Here is a 21,321-nt window from a genome sequence, read left to right on the forward strand (position 1 = left end):
AGAAGCGAGCATGTTAAGAACTTGCACGAAGGCAAGAAACGAGCATATTAAAGAGTTGCAACGTCGGATATCTTGCGTTTCGGGGTCAGTTTTACCCCAGCTTTCGCAAGAAACGTTTCTCGGCGGTGGATTTTCTCTCGTTTCCTGCCAAAGCGTTCCCGTGCCGGGCGGCCGCGCCGCCAGCAGGAGTCTGCAGGACCATTCAGGGAGCAAAAACGCCGGGCGGGCTCAACGCCGTAAGGCGGGCCGCCGGCCATTCAAGACCAGCACATTGCGCCGGGCCGCGAGCATCTTGTGAATGCTGCCGCCCTGAAGACCATGGGGTAAGGCAAGACACCAAAAACTAAAACAAACCCCGCTCACGCCGGGTAGGCATGGCGGGGCAGATACGGCTGATTATTACTTCACAACCACCGCGGCCGACTTGATGATCGCGTCGGACAGGGTCACGCCCTGCTTGGCGGCCGCGCCCGGGTTCACGTAGAGCTCGAGCTTGGAGATCGTTTCCGAAGGGATGGCGCCGGGCTTCTCGCCCTTCAGGATGCGCACCACCACCTTGCCTGTCTGCACGCCCAGGTCGCGGTAGTTGATGCCCAGGGCGGCGATGCCACCGCGCTTGACGCTGTCGGTGTCGGACGCGATCAGCGGGATCTTGGCGTCGTTGCCGACCTTGACCAGCGACTCATAGGCCGACACGACGTTGTTGTCGGTGTTGGTGTAGATGACGTCGACCTTGCCGATCAGGCTGCGGGCCGCGGAAGCCACGTCCACCGAACGCGGCGCGGCCGCTTCGACCAGGCTCATGCCCGACTTCGGCAAGATTTCCTGCAGCTTCTTCACGACCACGACCGAGTTGGCTTCGCCCGGGTTGTAGACAATGCCCACGCGCTTGGCATTGGGGACGATTTTCTTGATCAGTTCGACCTGCTTGTCCAGGGCCAGCAGATCCGACACGCCGGTCACGTTGGTGCCCGAGGCATCCATGCTGGCGACCAGCTGGGCGGCGACCGGATCGGTCACGGCGGAATACACCACCGGCACGTCCTTGGTGGCCGCGACGACGGCCTGGGCCGAGGGCGTGGCGATCGCGACGATGGCGTCGGGCTTATCGCCGACGAACTTGCGCGCGATCTGGGCGGCGGTGCCGTTGTTGCCCTGGGCGCTCTGGTATTGCCACTTCAGGTTCTTGCCCGGCTCGTAGCCGGCTTGCTTGAGGGCGTCCTGCACCCCGTCACGCACGGCGTCCAGCGCCGGATGCTCGACGATGGCGGTCACCGCCACCGACTTCTGCTGCGCCGCCACCGGCGCGGCGATAGCCATCGCCAGCGCCATGGCGCCAACCGTCAGAAAATGTTTTTTTCCGATCAGCATAGTTAAGCTCCTTGAACCCTTGTATTTGCTCATTATTACGGCGCCGCTGGCGGCTCCCCGCCGGCCGGACTAGCCATAAAGCCGTATAGTCTAACTTGCCGCCCACCCAAAACGTTTCGGGGGAATCCCTGAAATGGCGCATGCCGCAACGGCATGCCCCGCGACGGGGCGCAGCGGCGTAAATATACTGAAAAAGCCCGGAATCGCATCGGCCGGATACCCAGAAACCGGACTTTTTACCCGCCGCCAACCGCAGCATCCAGAGGCCTCACCATGATCAAACGCGCATTGGGCCGTTCCGGCCTGCAGATCCCCCCGCTCACCTTCGGCGGCAACGTCTTCGGCTGGACCGTCGACGAAGCCGGCACCTACTCGCTGCTGGACGCGCTGGTGGACGCCGGCCTGAACTTCATCGACACGGCGGATGTGTATTCCCGTTGGGTTCCGGGCAACCAGGGCGGGGAATCCGAAGCCCTGATCGGCAAATGGCTCAAGCGCTCGGGCAAGCGCGACCGGGTACTGATCGCCACCAAGGTCGGCATGGAGATGGGGCCCGACGCCAAGGGCCTGGCACCCACCTACATCCGCCGTTCGCTGGAAGCTTCCCTGGCCCGGCTGCAGACGGACCACATCGACCTGTACCAGTCGCACCAGGACGATCCCGACACGCCGCTGACTGATACCCTGGCCGAGTACGCCAAGCACATCGAATCTGGCAAGGTGCGCGCCATTGGCGCCTCCAACTACACCGCGGTGCGGCTGTCGGAAGCGCTGATCGCGAGCGAGCGGCACAGCCTGCCGCGCTACGAGAGCATTCAACCCGAGTACAACCTGTACCGGCGCGAGCCCTTCGAGTCGGGCTTGCAAAGCCTGGTGAAGACGCAGCAAATGGGTACGATCAACTACTACGCGCTGGCCAGCGGGTTCCTCAGCGGCAAATACCGCAGCCCGGCCGACGCAGGCAAGAGCCCACGCGGCCGCAAGATCGTCGAGACCTATCTCAACGAGCGCGGCTACCGCATCCTGAAAGCGCTGGACGAAGTGTCCGAGGATGCCGGCTGCACGCCCGCCCAGGCCGCACTGGCCTGGCAGATCGCGCAACCCGGCATCACCTCGCCCATCGTCAGCGCGACCTCGCTGGAACAACTGGACGAATTGGTCAAGGCGGCCAGCCTGACGCTGACGCATGATCAGCTGGCCAAGCTGAGCCAGGCGAGTGAATGGCGGTGATGAGGGCGTAGCGGAAAAGTCGGGCGGACCGAAGCGGCGCGTCCGTGTTCCATGAAGCAGGTTTTCCAGGCCAGAAAAAGAAATCCCCGGCTCAAGGCCGGGGTGACATCAGGTCTTACATGATGGGTCGTAGGCTTGCGCCCATTGGAAGCCACCACCAACCTTGGAGAAATTCTATTCCGCACGGCTGCCTCCGGTCAATCTTGGACGGCCGTGGATTTTCCCAGGGTGAGTGAAATGCCAACAACACTGCAATATCGGCCTGTTCTGATTGACACGCTCATCAGCAACGAGCGCCTGAACAGCTACCAGACTGTCTTCCGCCCCTCGAACGATGTAGAGCTGATGGGCGTTTATCTGTGGAACACCTGCGCCAGCGGCGCGTTGTATCCACTGATCAATGCCGTGGAAATCAGCTTGCGCAATGCCATCGACCAGGCGCTGACCGCTGATCTGGGGTCGTTCTGGTGGTCGGGCGCCCGACTGCGGTATCAATCCTATGCGCCCGGCGCAGCACCGCCCTATGCCGTGCAGGCGGTGCATGACAATTTCGTCAAGGCGACACGCAAGTACATCGGCGAGGTACGCAGCCGCCACCGCCTACGCGGTCACATCACTCCCAATCATGCTGGCGTTATTTCCAAGACGGATTTCTCGTCCTGGGAGTTCCTGCTCGATGCCGATTTCATGGGCCGGGGCCTGATTTGGCCCAAGCATCTTTCAACCGTGTTTCGCGGGGCCTGGCCGGCCCGCCAGGCGAGCGTCGTGCTGGCACATGGCAGAGAGCTGGTCGCAACGCTGAGGGAATTCCGCAACCGGCTTTTCCATCACGAACCCGCGTGGAAACGCTACGGCGTTCAGACCGAGGCCGACGCGTTGCAACACCTGCAGGAAAAGATCGACAAGGCGGAAAGTTTGCTGGCCTTGATCCACCCGGAGAATCTGCGGTTGCTGCAGATAAACGGCCTGCTGCGCGACGCGCGCAGGGCCTGCACCGCAGGCGAGATACGCCGCTTCCAGCATCGGCTCCAGACCCGCAGGATCAGCTCCTTACGCAAGCTGGCCAGACTAGTGGATCAATCTGGACGAGAAAACAGGGCCCTCGCAGCGAAAGTCCATCTGGGATGCAGGCGGCGCTTCCTGATTCTGCCGGAGTGACGACGCAGGCGGCCAAGCCACCCAGACGAGCAGGAAGGCGGTTTGCGACCGGCAAACCGAGCCGATCGCAAACCGCTCTCCGGGCCGCTCTCCATCAATCCAGCTTCACCCCCGAGTCCTTCACCACCTTGGCCCAGCGCTGGACTTCGCTGTCGACGAACTTGCCGAACTCGGCGCCTGTCAGCGTGGGCACGGCCGAACCGTTGCCGGCCCAGGTTTCCTTGATCTTCGGCGCGTTCAAGGCCTTGGTGATCTCGGCGCTCATCCTGTCCACGGCTTCCTTGGGCGTGCCTGCGGGCGCCCAGATCGCGTACCAGGTCGACACCACGTAGTTCGGCACGCCGGCCTCGGCGGCGGTCGGCACGTCGGGCAGCGATTGCGAACGCTCGGTGGCGGCCACGGCCAGCGGCTTGATCGTGCCGGAACGGATATGGCCCGCGGACGAACCCAGGCCGTCGAACGCCAGGTCCACCTGTCCGCCGATCAGGGCCGACAGCATGGGACCCGCGCCCTGGTAGGGCACATCCACCAGCTTGATGCCGGTCTGCATCGCGAACAGCTCGCCGGCCAGGTGGTGTGTGCTGCCCTTGCCCGCGGTGCCGAAGTTGATTTCCCCGGGACGCTTCTTGGCGTAATCGATCAGTTCCTGGACCGTCTTCACCGGCAGCTTGGCCGGGTTGATGACGATGACCTGCGGCGGCTGCGCCACCAGCGCGACCGGCACGAAGTCCTTCTGGATGTCGTAGTTCAGGTTCTTGTACAGCGAGGGGGCCAACGCGTGATGCGCGCCGCCCATGAAGAAGGTATAGCCGTCGGGCCTGGCCTTGGCCGCGACGCCCGCGCCCACGGTCCCGCCTGCCCCGCCCTTGTTGTCGATGACCACGGGCTGGCCTAGCTGCGTGGTCAGTTGCTGGGCCAGCGGACGAGCGAAGGTGTCCGTGCCGCCGCCGGCGGGGAACGGGACGATCAGCGTGATCGGGCGTTCGGGCCATTGCGCGGCGGCGACACCGCCAAAACCCAGGGCGGCCACGGCGAACACGGCCGCGGCGGTGGTGCGATATTTCATATTGTCTCCTCTTGCTGCAGCATGGGGACGGCGCGGTTTTGTGCGTCTCGTCTCTTGAAGTTCTTGTAGGGAATGGGCTGCCTGGACCTGCGGTTGGGTGTGGACGTGGACTCCTGAAAGATGGCCTGCACAGCGCGAACGCCGCGCCCGGCCGGGAAAATCCGCTACCCGGAGCCGGGCAGCGGTCCGGGCGAACGTCAGAGCGTCTTATAGGTTTCGCGCAGCACGTTCTTCTGCACCTTGCCCATCGTGTTGCGCGGCAGTTCACCGACGATGTGCAGGCGCTTGGGCACCTTGAAATTGGCGATGCGCGATTTCAGCTCGGCCTGCATGGCGTCCGCATCCAGCGCCACGCCATCCTTGGGCACCACCACTGCCACCACGGCCTCGCCGAAATCGGCATGCGGCACGCCGATGACCGCCGATTCAGCCACGCCGGGCATGTCGTCGATCAGCGTCTCGATTTCCTTGGGGTAGACGTTGAATCCGCCGGAAATGATCAGGTCCTTGCTGCGGCCCACGATGGACAGGTAGTCCGCCGGCACATCGCGTCCGGCGGACTCGCCGCCCCAGCGGCCCACGTCCCCGGTCTTGAACCAGCCGTCCGCGGTGAATTCCTCGCGGGTCTTTTCCGGCATGCGCCAGTAGCCCGAGAACACGTTCGGCCCGCGCACCTGCACATTGCCGATCTCGCCCGGCGCGAGCGCAATGCCGGCATCGTCGACCACCCGCACCTGCACGCCAGGCAAGGCGCGGCCCACGGTGCCCGCCAGGCGCTCGCCCAGCTTGGGGTCATAGGGATTGGAGGTGAGCATGACCGTCTCGCTCATGCCGTAGCGTTCCAGGATGGCGTGGCCGCTGCGCTGCTGGAAGTCCGAGAAGGTCTCGGCCAGCAAGGGCGCCGAACCCGAAATGAAGAGGCGCATGTTGGCGCAAACGTCGCGGTCGAAGCGCGGGTCGGCCAACAGGCGCACGTAGTAGGTCGGCACGCCCATCATTACCGTGCTCTGCGGCAGGTAGCGCAGGGCCTGGTCGACGTCCAGCTTGGGCAGCCAGATCATCCTGGCGCCGGCCAGCAAGGCGCCATGCGAGGCCACGAACAGCCCGTGCACATGGAAGATGGGCAGCATGTGCAGCAGCACGTCGTCCGAGCGCCAGCCCCAGTACTCGTGCAGCACTCGGGCATTGGCCGCCAAGTTGCCATGCGACAGCATCGCGCCCTTGCTGCGGCCGGTGGTGCCGGAGGTGTACAGAATGGCGGCCAGGTCATCGGGCTGGCGCGCCACGGTCTTGAAGGTCTGCGGCAGACCGCCGGCGGCATCCAGCAGCGAGCCGCTGCGGTCCTCGTCCAGCGTGTACACGTGCGCGGTGCCAGCGCGATCGGCGGCGCGTTGCACCCAGTCCAGGTTCTTGCTGGCGCAGACCACCACGGCCGGCTCGGCGTTGCCCAGGAAGTATTCGATTTCCGATTCGCGGTAGGCGGTGTTCAGCGGCAGGTACACCAGGCCGGCGCGCAGCGTGGCCAGGTACAGCAGCAGCGCTTCGGGTGATTTCTCGACCTGCACCGCCACGCGCGAACCCGCCGGCAGATCCAGCGAGGTCAGCAGATTGGCCAGGCACGCGGTGGCGCGATCGATATCGTCCCAGGTGTATTGCAGGTCGGGCGTTTCCAGCGCGACTTTGCTGCGGTCTTTGGGAAAGCCGCCTTGCAGGACAGCGTATAGATTTGCGTTGCTCACCTTGTCTAGTCTCCGGAAAAGGAAGGGTCCTCGCCGGCCAGGAAAGCGCGCACGCCCTCCTTGTGGTCCCGGCTGTCGGCGTACGAGAAATAATCCTGGTATTCGGCTTCGGTCAAAGCGCCACCCGCGGCGAGCCTGCGCGACAAACGCTTGTTGATGCGGGCCGCCAGCGGCGCGCCGGCGGCGATGCGCCGGGCGCTGCGCGTGGCCGCGTCGGCCACCTGGTCGTCGGCGACGATGCGGGTCAGCAGGCCCAGTTCGCGGGCCTCTTCGGCGCCGAAGACGCGGCCTTCGAGCAGGATGGCCAGGGTGGCGGCGCGCCCGACCAAGGCCAGGAGGCCGCTCATTTCGTCGGGCGCCATGGGAAAGCCCAGGCGGTTGATCGGCACGCCGAAGCGAGCCGACTCGCCGGCGATCCGCAGATCGCACTGGCTGGCGATCTCCAGGCCGCCGCCCACGCACACGCCCTCGATCTGCGCCACCACCGGATGCGGACACAGGGCGACCGCCTGCAGGGCAGGCGCCAGCACCTCGCGGTGGTAGCGCTGTACGCCGGCCATGTCGCCGCGCTGCGCGGGGAATTCGCGGATGTCGGCGCCGGCGGCGAAATTGCCGCCCTCGCCGCGCACGATCACGCAGCGCAGGGCGTCATCCTGTGCGATGCGGGTGAACACGTCCCGCAGTTCATGCCACATGCCCACCGTGATCGCGTTCAGGCGCCCCGGGTGCGATAGCGTCACCCGGGCCAGATCGCCCTCGCGCTCCAGCAGCACGCGGCCGGCCACGTTGTCCGTCATGTCTCCTGCCCTCTTTCTTATGTTGTTGGGTAGCGAGCGCGGCGCTTACGCCACGCGTCCCACGCCGCGGCTGACCTGCGGCTTGCCCTCTCCGAGCAGGGCCAGGTTGTCGTCCAGTTCATCGAGGTCGTAGAGGTAGTTCACCATCATGCCGCAGGACTGCTTGAGTCCCTTGGGCGAGGTATCCGCGGCCCAGTTGAGCCGTTCGATGCGCGCACCGTTGCCCAGGTGAAAACGCGCCACCGCGTCCACCGGCATGCCGTTCTTCATGGACTGCAGATAATTGGCCGTCAGGCGGAAAGCGGCACGCTTGACCACGTCCACGGCCTTGCCTTGGGCCGCCTTGGCCAGGCGCGCGACCCAGCGCTGCCCATCGGGCACGCCCTCGCGCTTGCGCGACTTGGCGCGCACCTTGTCCTCGCGCACGATGGCCTCCACCGCCTCGGCGTCCAGCTTGGCCAGCCAATCGGCGAAGCCCGGGATGGGCGACAGCGTGGCGAAGGACTTCAGCTTGGGCAGTTCGTGCAGCAGCTGCTCGACCACCCGCTTGAGCAGGAAATTGCCGAAGCTGATGCCCTTCAGGCCGGGCTGCGTGTTGGAGATGGAATAGAAGATGGCCCAGCGCGCCTTGTCCAGGTCCTGCGGCGGCAAGGTGCTGTCCAGCAGCACCTGCACGTTGTCGGCCATCTGGCTGGCGAAGGCCACTTCCACGAAGATGAGCGGCACGCCCGGCATTTGCGGATGGAAGTAGGCGTAGCAGCGGCGGTCCGGCGAAACGCGGCGGCGCAGGTCGTCCCAGGAGGTGATCTCGTGCACGGCCTCGTAGAGGATCAGCTTTTCCAGCAGCGACGCCGGCGAATCCCAGGTCAGCGGCCGCAATTCCAGCAGGCCCACGTCGAACCAGGCGGACAGCAGGCCTTCGAGATCCTTGTCCAGCGTCTGGATGCCCGCCACCTGCTTGCGCCAGCGCAGCATGTCCGCGCGCAGTTCGACCAGGAAGCGCAGGCCCTGGGGCTGGGCGTTGAAGCGCTTGAACAGGCGCACGCCCTCGCCGCCGTCGCCCGCATAGCCGCCGCGCGCCTGCGCCAGCGCCGTCAGCATCAGCCGGCGGTCCTTGCCGTCCGCGGCGCTGTACTGCTCGCACCAGCGGCGCGCCAGCTTGTTGGCGGCCACATCGGTCAGGCGCGCTTCGAACAGGCGCCGGACTTCGGATTCGCTGGGCAGCCGGCCGCGTTCCCACAGTTTGCCCAGGCGGGACATCAGGCCGGCGCTTTCAGCGGCGGCAGCAGCGGCACCGGCCGCCGCCTCGACGGCATCGGCCTCGGGCTCAGGCGTGCGTGCGCCGCGCGCGGGTGCGAGATTGGCGGGTGCGGACATGGGCGGGCTCCTCGATGACGATGGGATCGGACGGCGCCGCGTCGGCAGCATCCGCATGGCTCAATGCGCGCAGCGCTTCCAGCTGCCGCATCAGATGGTTGTGCGCGAGCGCTTGCGCGGCCTCGCAGTCGTGCGCCTTGAGCGCCTCGAATATGGCCAGGTGTTCGGCGCAGGACTGCTGGATGCGGCCCGGCTGCGACAGACTGCGGTGGCGCGACAGGCTCAGCACCTTGCGCAGATTGCCCACCATGTCCGACAGCCATTGGTTGCCGGCCAGCGCCTGCACCGCCTCGTGGATCAGGTAATTGGTCTTGTAGTAGGCATCGATGCGGCCGGCCTGGGCGTGGCCCGCCAGCGCCGCGTGCAGCGGCTCAAGTTCGGCCAGTTGCGCATCGCTGGCCTTGCGCGCGGCCTCGAAGGCGCAGCGCCCTTCCAGCATGGCCATCAGTGGGAAGATGTCTTCCAGGTCTTGCGCCGACAGCTCGTTGACGAAGCAGCCCCGGCGCGGCTCCAGCCGCACCAGCCCTTCGGTGGCCAGCACCTTGAGCGCCTCGCGCAAGGGAGTGCGCGAAATGCCCAGCTCGCCCGCCAGGCGCAATTCGTCGATCCATTCGCCGTTACGCAGGGAGCGCGCATGGATCATGCCGCGCAGGCGGTCCGCGACTTCCAGGTAGAGGGCTTGCCGGACGATGGGTAGGGTCATGGGTCAGCGGCCTGGACTATGCCGTAATTCATAATTATGAATAAGACCATGATAGAGCCGGATGCGGGAAAAAGAAAACCCCTTACGTCTCGGTAGCTACCCTAAGAAAAAAAGGGCCCCCCGCCTTGCGGAGGCCCGGTGGCCCGTCCTTGGAAAATTGGACTGGACGTCAGAAGTGCAATACCCCGTCCACCGCGTGGCGGGTCAGCGAGCGGGCCCAACGGCGCGCCGGCAGGCCGTACTTGGCCTCCACCACCTCGGCCCGGGCCAGCAATTCGGCGGGCGTGACTTCCAGTCGCGGACCGGAGAATGCCAGCACGATCTGGTTGCCCGCTTCGACTTCGGGCAGCAGCACGATGCGGTCGTCGAAGGCCTTGGAGAGGTTGTCGATGTTCTTGCCGAAGCTCTCGTGGCGGCCGAACAGGTTCACGGCCAGCACGCCGACCTCGCCCAGCACGCGGCGGCAGTCGCGGTAGAACTTCACGCTGTCGCGCACCGGTCCCTCGGCGGAAGCGTCGTACAGGTCCACCATCAGCACCGGGCAGCGCCCCGCGTTCATGGGATCGGCCACCCAGGCGCCAGCATCGGCGTGCTCGACTTCGAGGCGGTTCGCGCCAGGCAGACGGAAGAACATATGGCAGGCCGCCGTCACGCGCGGATTCCACTCCACCGCCAGCAGCGGGCTGCGCGTGTGCTTGACGCAGTAGCGCGCCAGCGAGCCGGCGCCCAGGCCCAACATGCCGATGGCTTCTTCCTTGGGCGGCTCCAGGAACAGCAGCCAGGCCATCATCTGGGCGGTGTATTCGAGCACCAGCTCCGACGGATTCTTGATGCGCATGGCGCCCTGGACCCAGACGGTGTTGAAGTGCAGATAACGGACGCCGTCCACCTCGGACAGGGTCGGCTGGTCCAGCTCGGAAGGAAAGTTCGATTTGTGCATGGCGGCGATTGTAGGACGGACGCCGCCCTTGCGTCAGGCGCCCGACCATGGCGCTAGGCCGCCTGCCTGACGCCCCCGCCCTCCCAGATGCGTTCCAGCAGTTCCGCGCGCGACGCTTCCGCCTGCAGGCTGGCTGCCAGGCGCAGCACCCGCTTCAGATACAGATGCGCATCGCACTCCCAGGTGACGCCCAGGGCGCCATGGACCTGGATGGCGCTCTGCGCGGCGCGCCGGCCTGCTTCGGCCGCCAGCAGCGGCGCGAAGAGGCTGTCGCGTTCCGCCGTGGCGGCGCCCGCATCATGCGCCGCGACTGCCGCGATGCCCGCCAGTCTGGCGTCGTCCAAGGCCATCCAATCTTCGGCCAGCCGATGCTTGATCGCCTGGTTGGCGCCAATGGCGCGGTCGAACTGGCGGCGCTCGCGCGCATGGGCCGCGGCCATTTCCAGCGCGGCCGAGGCCGCGCCCAGCAGTTCGGCCGAACGCAGCAGGCGCAGCCGCGTGCGCAACCGCTCCCAGGTTCCAGCCTCGACCTCCAGTTCGACGCTCTCCAGCACCCGCGGACGGACCACGCGCGCCACGGGCATCGTCGGATCGAGTCCGGCGGAACCGGACACTGGCGCTGACACCTCCAAGCGCAGGTGGGTGGCGTCCAGGCGCCGCGCCGCCAGGACGCGCACGCCCTCGCCCGCGCCTTCGATAAAAGCGGAGCCGTCGGGACGCATGGCGGCGTCGGCGAAATACGTATCGCCCGCCATCACGGCGCCCGCCCATTGCGCGGCCAACCCTGCCGCTCCCGCCGCGCACAAGGTCGGCAGCACCACCATATTGACCGCCAGCGGCAGGCTCAGCAGGTGCCGCCCGGCGGCTTCGGCCACGATCCAGGCTTCACGCATGCCCAGTCCCAGCCCGTCCTGCGCGGCCGGCGCCAGCAAGGCGGGCCAGCCCTGGGCGGCGATCTCGCGCCACTGCGCCAGGCGCGCTTCATAGGGCTTGCCGGCCGCGGCGCGGGCCACGGATGGCGGATGGCGGTCGGCCAGAAATCGCCGGGCCGCGTCGTCCAGCATGCGCTGGTCTTCGGTCGGATGCAGATCCATGAGGTTCAAGCCTTGGGCAGGCCGAGCATCTGCTCGGCGATGATATTGCGCTGGATTTCGGAGGTGCCCGCCAGTATGGTCTCGGCGCGCGACCACAGGTAGGCGTGCGTCAGTTCGGCGGCATGCGCGTCGGGCGCGCCGTCCGCCAGGCATGCGTCCTCGCCCAGCAATTGCAGCGACAGTTCCAGCAAGCGCTGGTGCGCTTCGCTCCAATGGATCTTGGTGGACGAGCCCTCCGGCCCCGGCGGATCCCCGCGCATCGCGCCGGCCAGCGCGCGCTGCGATTTCAGCGCCAGCACGTGGCTATCGGCCGCCAGCCGCGCCCACTGCTGGCGCACCGCCGCCGAAGACGCCGGCACATGGCCATGGGCATCGGCGCGCAGGGCCAGTTCGCGCACCTCGCTCAGTTCCTGCGCGAAGCGCACCAGCCGCGGGATGAAGTAAGTGCCGCGCTCGAAACTGGCGGCGGCCATGGCTATCTTCCAGCCCTGGTTCGGCTCGCCCAGCAGGCAGTCCTCGGGCACGAACACGTCTTCGAAGAACACCTCGCAGAATTCGGCCTCGCCCGTGATCTGCCGGATGGGCTCGACCCGTACGCCAGGGCTGCGCATGTCGACCAGCAGGAAGCTCAGGCCCCTGTGCTTGGCCGCCTGCGGATCGGTACGCGCCAGCACGAAGCACCACTGCGCGCGGTCGGCGAACGAGGTCCAGATCTTGTGGCCGTTCAGCCGATAGCCGCCGGGCGCGGCCTCCGCCCGTGTGCGCACCGACGCCAGGTCGGAGCCGGCGCCCGGCTCCGAATAGCCCTGGCACCAGACTTCGCGGTTCGACAGAATGCCGGGCAGGAAACGGCGCTTCTGCGCCTCGCTGCCGAAATGCAGCAGGGTCGGCGCCAGGATGCCGTGTCCGATCAGGTTCACGCCTAGCGGCGCGCCGCAGCGCGCGTGCTCTTCGTGGAACACCGCCTGCCGCGACAGCGGCAGGGCGCGGCCCCCGTGCTCCTTGGGCCAGCCCAGCCCGGACCAGCCGTTGGCGCACAGGGTGTCTTCCCACGCGCGCCTGAAATCCAGGCTGCGCGGCTCGGCCCCGCCCGGCCAATCCTTGACGAAACGGGCGTAGGCCGATGCCAGCCAGCCGCGCAGGTCCAGGCGGAATGCCTGGTCTTCCCGCGCGGCGCTTTCCAACTGCGTCATGCCATCACTCCAGGCGGATGTTCGAGTCGCGCGCGACCTTGGCCCAGGTGGTCACGTCCTGGCGGATGAAGGCGGCGAAAGTCTTGGGGTCGCTGCCGATGATGTCCAACCCCAGGCCGGTGAACTGCGCCTTGACGTCGGGCTGCTGCAGGATCTGCGCCAGGTTGCTGTAGATCTTGTCCACCACCGGCTGCGGCGTGCGCGCCGGCGCCACCAGGCCCAGCCAGGGCATGGCCGAATAGCCCGGCAGGCCCGAGGCCGCCACCGTCGGCAGGTCCGGCACCGAGGCCGAAGGCTGGGCGGTGGTCACCGCCAGCACGCGCAGCTTGCCGTCCTTGACGAAGGGGCCGGACGAGGCCCAGGCGTCGAACATGACTTGCAGGCGGCCCGCCACCAGATCGTTGAGCGCCGGCGCGCTGCCCTTGTACGGGATGTGCGTCATCTGCACGCCCGCCATGCTGTTGAAGAGTTCGGCCTCCAGATGGGTCGAACTGCCCGTGCCGACCGAGCCGTAGCTGACCTTGCCCGGATTCGCCTTCAGGTAGGCGATCAGTTCGCCCACATTCTTGGCCGGCACCGAGGGATGCACCTCCAGCACGTGCACCACCGAGGCCACCTGGCTGATGGGCGCGAAGTCCTTGATCGGGTCGTAGTTCACCTTGGCGTAAATGCTAGGCGCGATGCCCAGCGACGAGGCCGCCATCAGCAAGGTATAGCCGTCGGGTTCGGCGCGCGACACGTAGTCGGACGCGATCATGGTGCCGCCGCCCGGCTTGTTCTCGACGATCACCGGCTGACCCAGCTTGCCGCTGAGCTTTTCCGCCAGCAGGCGGCTCATGATGTCGGTCGCGCCGCCTGGCGAGAACGGCACCACGATGCGTATCGGGCGGTTGGGATAGCTGTCCTGGGCCATGGTCTGGCCCGTGACGCCGATGCAAGCCAGCGCGACGCCGGCCAATAGCTTCTTCATCATGCTTGTCTCCTCCTGGGGTGCATTGCGCGCTTGGCGCTACGGGGTTGCGGGCAGGATCAGCGCGTCCAGTACCGCGACGCCTTGTCCCGCCTCTTTGATCAGCAATGGATTGACTTCGATTTCCGCCACATGCGCGGGCGCGGCAAGCAGGGCATTGCCCACCGCCACGATGCTTCTGCACGCAGCCGCCACGTCGGCTTGGGGCTTGCCGCGGTAGCCGTCCAGCAGCGCGTAGGCCTTGAGTTCCTGCAGCATTTGCAGCGCGATGTCCTCGTCCACCGGCAGCAGGCGATGACTGGTGTCCTGGTACAGCTCGGTCAGCACGCCGCCCAAGCCCACGGTCAGCACCGGGCCGAAGACGGGATCGCGCGTGGCGCCGACGATGATCTCGGCCACGCCGCGTTCCATCTTCTGCACCATCGCGCCGTCGATGCGTGCGTCGGGCTGCGCCGCGGCCGCGGCACGCGTTACTTCGGCAAAGGCGCGGCGCACGGCCTCGTCGTCGGCCAGGTTCAGCGCCACGCCGCCCGCCTCGGTCTTGTGCGCGATGTCGGCGCTCAGGATCTTCAGTGCCACCGGATAACCGGCTGCACGCGCTTGCGCGACGGCTTCGTCCGCATTGACGGCCGCGCCCACCCGCGCTTGCGGCAAGCCAAAAGCGGCCACGTATTCGCGCGCGTCGGCTTCGTTGCAGGGCAAGGCCGGAACGGCGGCCGCGGCCAGGTCCGGCGCCGCCGCGATGCGTTTGGCGCCGCGCGCCTCGCACCACAGCAGGTAGGGTGCCAGCGCCGCGACCGCCAGGCCCAGGTCCTCGAACACGGCCACCTCCGCATCGCGCAGAGCGGCGCGGCTCTGGGCCAGGCCGGTATCGATGGCGACGAACAGCCGTTGATGCCGGCGCGACACATCCGTCAGCGCGTCGGCCATGCGGTCCAGCATATAGCCGGGCGCGTACACGACCACCGCGTCGATCGCGTCGGTCGTGGCCAGCGCCTCCAGCACGGTGTGCACGAAAGCCGGATCGTTGACCACGTTGCCGGTAACGTCCACCGGATTGCCGACCATGCCGTAATCGGGAATACCGCCGCGCAGCACCGCCTGCAGGTCAGGCGGCAGGTCAGGCAGGTCCAGCCCCGCGCCGATGAACTTGTCCGCCAGGATCGCGCCCAGCGCGCCCGACATGGTCAGCACCGCGACGCGCTTGCCCGCCGTGCGGTGCCGCAGCGTGGCCAGGCTGGCCAGGTGCGCCATCTGCGCGAAATCATTGGCCTCGATCACATTCAACTGGCGAAACGCCGCGCCGTACACGCGCCGGTCTCCGGCCAGCGCCGAGGTATGCGACTGCACCGCCTGCGCACCCTTGTCCGTGGTGCCGGCCTTCAGTGCGATCAGCAACTTGCCCTGGCGCTCCAGTTCGCGGCAGGCGCGTATGAAGCGTTCGCCGTCGCGCAGCTGCTCGATGTAGCCCAGCACGATTTCCGTCTGCGGATCCGCCGCCAAGTACTCCAGGTATTGCGAGAAATCCAGGCAGGCTTCATTGCCGGTATTGATGAAGTGCGAGAACGGCAGGTCCAGCCGGCGCGCGATCGCGTAGACCGCCGCGCATACGTTGCCGCTCTGCGTCAGCAGGCTGACCTTGCCCGGTCCTGTCTGCGCCGGCGCGGTCTTGAAGACCGAGGCGAACGCCGTGTGGGCCTGCGTGTTCAGGTTGGCGAAGCCCATGCAATTCGGACCCGCCACGGCCATGCCGCTTTCAGCCACGAAGGCCTCCAGTTCATCCTGCAGGCGCGCGCCCTCGCCGCCCGCTTCGGCAAAGCCCGCGGCGTAGACGATGGCGGCGCGCACGCCCTTGGCGTGGCAACGGCGCAGCATGGGTGTGACGTCCGCGGCCGCGATGGCCAGCACCGCCAGGTCCACCGGCTCGGGCACGGATTCAATGTCAGGCCAGCAGCGGCGGCCGAACACTTCCTGGTACTTGGGATTGACGGGATAGATGCCGCCCGCGTAGCCGAAGCGCGTCAGCAGCTCCAGCGGCATGCCGCCGATGCGCCCGGCGTTGGCGCTGGCGCCGATCATCGCGATGGAGCGCGGATCGAGCAAAGGGTCCAGAGACGGGGTCATGCTGCCTCGCCCTTCTTATTGCGCTGGATGGCCTGCGCCAATCCGCGTTCGCGCACAGCCTGGAATTCCTCGCTCAGATGCGACAGCTGGTGCGTGTCGAAATGCGCCGACAAGGCGGTGCGGAAACCCTGCGCGTCGGCCGTGCGGTTCAGCGAACGCTTGATGAGGCGCAGGCCAAAGGGCGGTGCCTGCGCGATGCGCTGCGCCAGCGCCAGGGTCGCGGCGTCCAGCTCGGCTTCGGGCACCACGCGGTTCACCATGCCGATGCGCAGCGCTTCCTGGGCGTCGACCTTTTCGCCGGTGTAGAGCATTTCCTTGGCCTTGCGCAGACCCATGACCCAGGGATGGATCAACACCTCGGTCGCGGCCGCCGCCAGCGTGTGGCCCACCGGATCGGAAAAGTATGCGGTGTCGGAACACACCACCAGGTCGCACATATTGGCAATCATGAAGCCGCCCGCCACGCAGGCGCCCTGCACCTGGGCCACCGTCGGCTTGGGAAAGTCCCAGATGCGCATGCAGTAGCCGTAGTAGCGGCGCGACTCGTACTCCCAGCGCTCTTCCACCGTGAAATCGGCGCGCTTGGCCTGCGCTTCCTTCAGGTCGTGGCCGGCGGAAAAGTGCGCGCCGCGGCCGGCCAGCACCACGACCCGCACCGAGTCGTCCTGTTCGGCGCGCGTCAGCGCGTCGTCCAGTTCATCCAGCATCTGCTGGCTTTGGGCGTTGCGCGCGGATTCGCGCGCCAGGCTGATGCGGCATACCGAGTCGTGCCGCTCGACGGCCAGGGTGGCGTATTCCATGGTCTCCTCGTCCTTGTTCTGCCGCGCCTTGAAAGGCGGCGCGGTCGACTGGATTGAATTAACGCACTCGGAATCCTAAAATACAAAATATTCAATCAATATTTCCCACATTATGAACAACAGTGGTTCCACAGGCGGTACCCAAAGCATGCGGCGCGCCCTGGGCCTGCTGCGCGTGCTGGCACAGCATCAGGAAGAAGGCATAGACCTGCAAGGCGTGATGGCCGAGGCCGGGCTGGAGCGCTCCACCGCGCACCGGCTGCTCAGCTGCCTGCTGGAGGAACAGTTCGCCGAACGCGACGCCCAGACCCGCCGCTACCGCCTGGGGGTCGATTCCATGCAATTGGGATTCGCGGCGCTGCGGCGCACGCCCTTGCTGGACGCGCTGCGTCCGTTCGCACAAAAGCTGGCGCGCCTGTCGGGCGACACGGTGTTCCTGGTGATACGCCAGGGCGACTACGCCCTCTGCCTGCTACGCGAGGCCGGCTCATTCCCCGTGAAGGTATTCACCATCGACCAGGGCGAGCGACGCCTGCTGGGCGTGGGCGCGGGCGGACTGGCATTGCTGGCCACCTTGCCCGACGAGGAAATCGCCGCGCTGTATGCGCGGCATTCCGCCGCTTATGCGCAAATCGGCGCGTCCAGCGCCGCCTTGATGAAATCGGTCAGGCAGGCGCGCGCCGCCGGCTATTCGGAAATCGTGGACACCATCACGCCCGGCGTTTCGGGCGTGGGCGTGGCGTTCCGGGTGTCGGAACTGACTTGGGTGGCTTTCAGCTTCGGCGCGATCAGCAGCCGGCTGGACGCGCCCCGGCGGGCGCAGATGGGCGCGCTGCTGCGCGCCGAATGCGAGGCGTGGGCCCAGGATTACCTGGAAAAATAGAGGCCCCACGCTGCGCGAGCTTGCTGCCCCAAAAGGGGGCGGCCCAGCGGTGGAGCGGCCGCCCCGCTAGCGTGCCGCCGCCCCCCCTGGTGCGTCAGATCCGCTCGAAAATGGCGGCAATGCCCTGGCCGCCGCCGATGCACATGGTCACCAGCGCGTAGCGTCCGCCCACGCGCTGCAGTTCGTGCAGCGCCTTGACGGTGATGATCGCGCCGGTGGCGCCGATGGGGTGGCCCAGGCCGATGCCGCTGCCGTTGGGGTTCACCTTGGCCGGATCCAGCTTCAATTCGCGCGATACCGCGCAGGCCTGCGCCGCGAACGCTTCGTTGGCTTCGATCACGTCCATCTGGTCCACCGTCAGGCCGGCGCGCTTGAGCGCGGCCTGCGTGGCCGGCACCGGACCGATGCCCATGATGTTGGGGTCCACGCCGGCGTGGGCGTAGGCCACCAGGCGAGCCAGCGGCTTGATGCCGCGCTTGGCCGCGACCGAGGCGTTCATCAGCACCACGGCGCCCGCGCCGTCGTTCAGGCCCGAAGCGTTGCCCGCCGTGACCGTGCCATTTTCCTTCTGGAACACCGGTTTCAGCGTCGACAGGTTTTCCGCCGTGACATCGCGGCGCACATGCTCGTCGGTGTCGAACACCACTTCGCCCTTGCGCGACTTCATCACCACCGGCACGATCTGGTCGCGGAAGTAACCCGCGTCGATGGCGGCCGCGGCGCGGCGATGCGATTCCGCGGCCACGGCGTCCTGGTCCTGGCGGCTGATGCCGAACTTGGCCGCCACGTTCTCGGCGGTCACGCCCATGTGCATGCGGCCGAACGGATCCGACAAGGCGCCGGTCATCATGTCCAGCATGACGCTGTCGCCCATGCGCGCGCCCCAGCGCTGCGCCGGCGCGATGTACGGCGCGCGGCTCATGCTCTCGGCGCCCGCGCCGATGGCGATTTCAGCATCGCCCAGCATGATGGTCTGCGCGGCGGACACGATGGCCTGCAGGCCCGAACCGCACAGGCGGTTGACGTTGAAGGCGGGGGTTTCCTTGGCGATGCCAGCGTTCATGGCCGCCACGCGCGACAGGTACATGTCGCGGGGCTCGGTGTTGATGACGTGGCCCACGGCGACGTGGCCGACCTCATCGCCCTTGACGGCGGCGCGTTCCAGCGCGGCCTTGATGACGGTTGCGCCCAGGTCGCACGGCGGCACGTCTTTCAGCGCGCCCCCGAAATCGCCAATGGCGGTGCGGACGGCAGAAGCGACGATGACTTCATTCATGGTGTTTCCTCCTTGTAATGCGTTCCATCATACCGCCGCCGCCCGGCCGTCGCCTCATCCCCAAGGCTTGCGCGCGACGCGCAAGGCGCCATCACCCGATAGCGAAGGGATAGCACCAATGCCCGGATCGATACGGAAGTCATATCATCCACGCCAACCGCCTTTCGGAGCGCCCTCATGGATTTCCGTCATCTGCAGCAGTTCCTGGTCCTGGCCGAAACGCTGAACTTCCACCGCGCAGCCGAAAAGCTGCACATGTCGCAGCCGCCGCTTTCGGTGTCGATACGCAAGCTCGAGGAGATGGTGGGCGTGCCGCTGTTCCAGCGCGGCCGCCAGGGCGTGAAGCTCACCGAAGCCGGCCTGGCGGCGCTGGACGAAGCCCGCCGCGCCCTGTTCCACGCCGAGCAATTCCGGCAGGCGGCGCGCGCGGGCGCCGCGGGCGAAGGCGGCACCGTGCGCATCGGCTTCGTGGGCTCCGCCACGCATGGCGTGCTGCCGCGCATCCTGCCGCCGTTCCGGCAACGCTATCCTGGCGTCACCGTGGTGCTGCGCGAAGCCACCTCGATACGCATCATGCAGGAACTCGAGGAAGACACGCTGGAGGTCGGCATCGTGCGCGTGCCGGTGGCGATGGGATCGAACGTGCGCCTGGCTCCGCTCACGACCGAGAACTTCGCGCTGGCCGTGCCCAAGACGCATCTGCTGGCGCGGCGCGGCCGCATCCGCCTGGCAGACCTGGCCGACGAACCCTTCATCATGTACACCGCCAGCGAAGCCGCCGGCCTGCGCATGGCCGCCATCAACGCCTGCCAGCTGCGCGGCTTCACGCCCCGCATCACGCAGGAAGCGGTGCAGGTGCAGACGCTGCTCAGCCTGGTGGAAAGCGGCCTGGGCGTGGCGCTGGTGCCGGCCGGCGGCCGGCGCTTGCCCGGCACCAACGTGATCTACAAGACGCTGGCCGATTTTCCAGCCGATGCGTCGATCGGCATTTCCCTGGCATGGAACCCCGCCACCGAGCGTAGCGCCACGCGCAACCTGCGCGAAATGGCCAGCCAGGCGTTCCGGGACAAGACCGCGAAATAGGCGGGCCGCTTGCGGCAACACGGCCGCCAGGCTTAGGATGGAGCATGGGTTTTATCCTCACCAGCGATCCGGGAGCGCATCGTGAAGACAGTTGCTGAGATACTCAGGGAAAAAGCCAATCATTCCGTCGTGACGGTTTCGCCCGACGCGTCGGTGTTCGAAGCCGTCAAAATCATGGCGGAACGCAGCATCGGAGCCGTGGTGGTGGTCCAGGGCGATGCCGTGCTGGGCATGCTGACCGAGCGCGACTACGCCCGCAAGATCGTGCTGCAGGATCGCTCCTCGCGCACCACGAAGGTGCGCGACATCATGACCGATTCGGTGTACTACGTCGGCCGCGCGGACACCCGCGAGCACTGTATGGCAATGATGACCGAACGCCACTTCCGTCATCTCCCTGTCATCGAGGACGGCAAACTGATCGGCCTGCTTTCCATCGGCGACCTGGTCAAGGACGTCATGAGCGAACAGAAGTTCATCATCCACGAACTGGAACGCTACATCACCGGCGAACGCGGCTGACGCCGCATCCCGCGCGCCACAGGACTCGCGGCTAGCCGGCCGCGAGCGCCTTGAACGCCGGCACGATCAATCCCAGGCCTGCCGCCAGCAGCAGCACGAACACCATGCGCTTGACGGTCTGCATCGAGCCGGCCGTGCTGTAGCGGCGCGCCACCCAGGTCACGCCGATCACGACCGGCAGCGCCAGCAGGCTCAACCAGAACGACGAGGCCATGAAGGCCCCCTGCCCGGTCACCAGCGCCAGCCGCACGACGGCGTTCAGCGAAAACAGGATCAGCAGGCTGTTACGGATGGCCGCCAGCGGCAAAGGCTGGCGGTACAGGTGATAGACCATGGGCGGCCCGGCGCTGGAAAACAATCCCCCCAGCACACCCGACACGGCCCCGAAGAAGACGAACGATCCGCGCGAGGACACGCTCGCCAGCGGCTGCGCGCGCGCCACCAGCAGCACCGCGCAGCCGAGGATCGTGCAGCCCAGCAGCAACTGCAGCAATACGCTCATGGATCCGCTGATGCAGGCCAGCGCGGCAACGCCCGCCCCGACGCCGACCAGACTGCTGGCCATGGCGGGCCGCATCAGCGACCAGTTCACCTGGGGCTTGGCCCGCGCCAGTGTCACCGCCGCGTTCACCAGCGACAGCACGCTGACCACGTTGGCCACTTCGGATACGGACGCCAGCTGGAACACGCCCGACAGGCCCAGCAGCACCAGCCCGAAGGCGAAGCCCGTCATGGTCTGCGCATAGGTGGCGAGCGCCACGCAAGCGAGGAACAGCAAATATTGGGAAATGCTCATGCTAATGGGTAGAGCCTGACCTGCCTCGGCTCTGCCCGGAGCGGCGCGTTGCGCGGCGCGGGAGCGGATCGACGGGGTACAGCGTAAGGGGTCTGCTTGGGATCTGTTTTTCGCCGGCGATCATAGCACCGGGAGGCCCGTCCACATACTTTGTCACAAATGGATGCGCTCGTGCACCATGCCCCGGGTGACGTGCCGC

Annotated in this window: 19 protein-coding genes; 5 read left to right on the top strand and 14 right to left on the bottom strand. The window is 66.9% G+C overall.

Annotated features, from left to right (window positions below; all coding sequences use genetic code 11):
- Nucleotides 1-399: 399 nt before the first annotated feature.
- On the bottom strand, nucleotides 400-1,371 hold the full coding sequence (locus AC6LKD_RS17115; RefSeq protein WP_013395028.1) for an ABC transporter substrate-binding protein: 972 nt from the start codon (nucleotides 1,369-1,371) through the stop codon (nucleotides 400-402).
- 273 nt (nucleotides 1,372-1,644) lie between these two features.
- Between AC6LKD_RS17115 and AC6LKD_RS17120 the strand changes: the two genes are divergently transcribed.
- Both AC6LKD_RS17120 and AC6LKD_RS17125 read left to right on the top strand, forming a co-directional pair.
- Nucleotides 1,645-2,601: an aldo/keto reductase gene (locus AC6LKD_RS17120; protein ID WP_498116904.1), complete on the top strand. Its 957-nt coding sequence runs from the start codon at nucleotides 1,645-1,647 to the stop codon at nucleotides 2,599-2,601.
- 144 nt (nucleotides 2,602-2,745) lie between these two features.
- Nucleotides 2,746-3,759, top strand: coding sequence for a MerR family transcriptional regulator (locus AC6LKD_RS17125; RefSeq protein ID WP_498116905.1), 1,014 nt, complete (start codon nucleotides 2,746-2,748; stop codon nucleotides 3,757-3,759).
- 94 nt (nucleotides 3,760-3,853) lie between these two features.
- On the opposite strand, the gene AC6LKD_RS17130 is transcribed toward AC6LKD_RS17125, so the two are convergent.
- The 11 genes from AC6LKD_RS17130 to AC6LKD_RS17180 all read right to left on the bottom strand — a co-directional run bounded on the left by AC6LKD_RS17130 (nucleotide 3,854) and on the right by AC6LKD_RS17180 (nucleotide 16,562).
- The gene (locus AC6LKD_RS17130) at nucleotides 3,854-4,825 is read right to left on the bottom strand and encodes a Bug family tripartite tricarboxylate transporter substrate binding protein (protein WP_492276259.1); all 972 of its coding nucleotides are present in this window, start codon (nucleotides 4,823-4,825) and stop codon (nucleotides 3,854-3,856) included.
- Between the two features lie 197 nt (nucleotides 4,826-5,022).
- Nucleotides 5,023-6,564: a malonate--CoA ligase gene (locus tag AC6LKD_RS17135; RefSeq protein WP_492276260.1), complete on the bottom strand. Its 1,542-nt coding sequence runs from the start codon at nucleotides 6,562-6,564 to the stop codon at nucleotides 5,023-5,025.
- 5 nt (nucleotides 6,565-6,569) lie between these two features.
- Nucleotides 6,570-7,361 carry an enoyl-CoA hydratase/isomerase family protein gene (locus AC6LKD_RS17140; protein WP_492276261.1) on the bottom strand — a complete coding sequence of 264 codons (792 nt, stop codon included), beginning with the start codon at nucleotides 7,359-7,361 and terminating at the stop codon, nucleotides 6,570-6,572.
- Between the two features lie 45 nt (nucleotides 7,362-7,406).
- Nucleotides 7,407-8,738, bottom strand: a complete 1,332-nt coding sequence (locus AC6LKD_RS17145) for a malonyl-CoA decarboxylase domain-containing protein (protein WP_498116906.1) — start codon at nucleotides 8,736-8,738, stop codon at nucleotides 7,407-7,409.
- Nucleotides 8,689-9,441, bottom strand: coding sequence for a GntR family transcriptional regulator (locus tag AC6LKD_RS17150; RefSeq protein ID WP_013395034.1), 753 nt, complete (start codon nucleotides 9,439-9,441; stop codon nucleotides 8,689-8,691). The genes AC6LKD_RS17145 and AC6LKD_RS17150 overlap by 50 nt, the downstream gene beginning before the upstream one ends.
- Before the next feature lie 169 nt (nucleotides 9,442-9,610).
- A complete protein-coding gene (locus AC6LKD_RS17155) occupies nucleotides 9,611-10,381 on the bottom strand; it encodes a class I SAM-dependent methyltransferase (RefSeq protein WP_492276263.1) in 771 nt (256 codons plus the stop codon).
- A gap of 53 nt (nucleotides 10,382-10,434) precedes the next feature.
- Nucleotides 10,435-11,475, bottom strand: a complete 1,041-nt coding sequence (locus tag AC6LKD_RS17160) for an acyl-CoA dehydrogenase family protein (RefSeq protein ID WP_498116907.1) — start codon at nucleotides 11,473-11,475, stop codon at nucleotides 10,435-10,437.
- 5 nt (nucleotides 11,476-11,480) lie between these two features.
- Nucleotides 11,481-12,668 carry an acyl-CoA dehydrogenase family protein gene (locus AC6LKD_RS17165; RefSeq protein ID WP_498116908.1) on the bottom strand — a complete coding sequence of 396 codons (1,188 nt, stop codon included), beginning with the start codon at nucleotides 12,666-12,668 and terminating at the stop codon, nucleotides 11,481-11,483.
- A gap of 4 nt (nucleotides 12,669-12,672) precedes the next feature.
- Nucleotides 12,673-13,641: a Bug family tripartite tricarboxylate transporter substrate binding protein gene (locus AC6LKD_RS17170; protein WP_013395038.1), complete on the bottom strand. Its 969-nt coding sequence runs from the start codon at nucleotides 13,639-13,641 to the stop codon at nucleotides 12,673-12,675.
- Between the two features lie 36 nt (nucleotides 13,642-13,677).
- Entirely contained in the window at nucleotides 13,678-15,762 is a 2,085-nt protein-coding gene (locus AC6LKD_RS17175) for an acetate--CoA ligase family protein (protein ID WP_498116909.1), read from the bottom strand.
- Nucleotides 15,759-16,562: an enoyl-CoA hydratase gene (locus AC6LKD_RS17180; RefSeq protein WP_013395040.1), complete on the bottom strand. Its 804-nt coding sequence runs from the start codon at nucleotides 16,560-16,562 to the stop codon at nucleotides 15,759-15,761. The genes AC6LKD_RS17175 and AC6LKD_RS17180 overlap by 4 nt, the downstream gene beginning before the upstream one ends.
- Before the next feature lie 112 nt (nucleotides 16,563-16,674).
- Between AC6LKD_RS17180 and AC6LKD_RS17185 the strand changes: the two genes are divergently transcribed.
- Complete coding sequence (locus AC6LKD_RS17185) at nucleotides 16,675-17,445, top strand: IclR family transcriptional regulator (RefSeq protein WP_498116910.1); 771 nt, start codon at nucleotides 16,675-16,677, stop codon at nucleotides 17,443-17,445.
- A 94-nt stretch (nucleotides 17,446-17,539) separates the two neighbouring features.
- On the opposite strand, the gene bktB is transcribed toward AC6LKD_RS17185, so the two are convergent.
- Nucleotides 17,540-18,721, bottom strand: a complete 1,182-nt coding sequence (gene bktB / locus AC6LKD_RS17190) for a beta-ketothiolase BktB (protein WP_013395042.1) — start codon at nucleotides 18,719-18,721, stop codon at nucleotides 17,540-17,542.
- A 177-nt stretch (nucleotides 18,722-18,898) separates the two neighbouring features.
- Between bktB and AC6LKD_RS17195 the strand changes: the two genes are divergently transcribed.
- Together AC6LKD_RS17195 and AC6LKD_RS17200 are read left to right on the top strand one after the other, a co-directional pair.
- The gene (locus tag AC6LKD_RS17195) at nucleotides 18,899-19,804 is read left to right on the top strand and encodes a LysR family transcriptional regulator (protein ID WP_498116911.1); all 906 of its coding nucleotides are present in this window, start codon (nucleotides 18,899-18,901) and stop codon (nucleotides 19,802-19,804) included.
- An 81-nt stretch (nucleotides 19,805-19,885) separates the two neighbouring features.
- Nucleotides 19,886-20,326, top strand: coding sequence for a CBS domain-containing protein (locus tag AC6LKD_RS17200; RefSeq protein WP_013395044.1), 441 nt, complete (start codon nucleotides 19,886-19,888; stop codon nucleotides 20,324-20,326).
- Nucleotides 20,327-20,357: 31 nt separating this feature from the next.
- Here AC6LKD_RS17200 and AC6LKD_RS17205 read toward each other — a convergent pair whose 3' ends face one another.
- Nucleotides 20,358-21,122 carry a TSUP family transporter gene (locus AC6LKD_RS17205; protein WP_498116912.1) on the bottom strand — a complete coding sequence of 255 codons (765 nt, stop codon included), beginning with the start codon at nucleotides 21,120-21,122 and terminating at the stop codon, nucleotides 20,358-20,360.
- Between the last annotated feature and the right edge of the window lie 199 nt (nucleotides 21,123-21,321).

This window comes from Achromobacter sp. D7-1, from assembly GCF_059760445.1.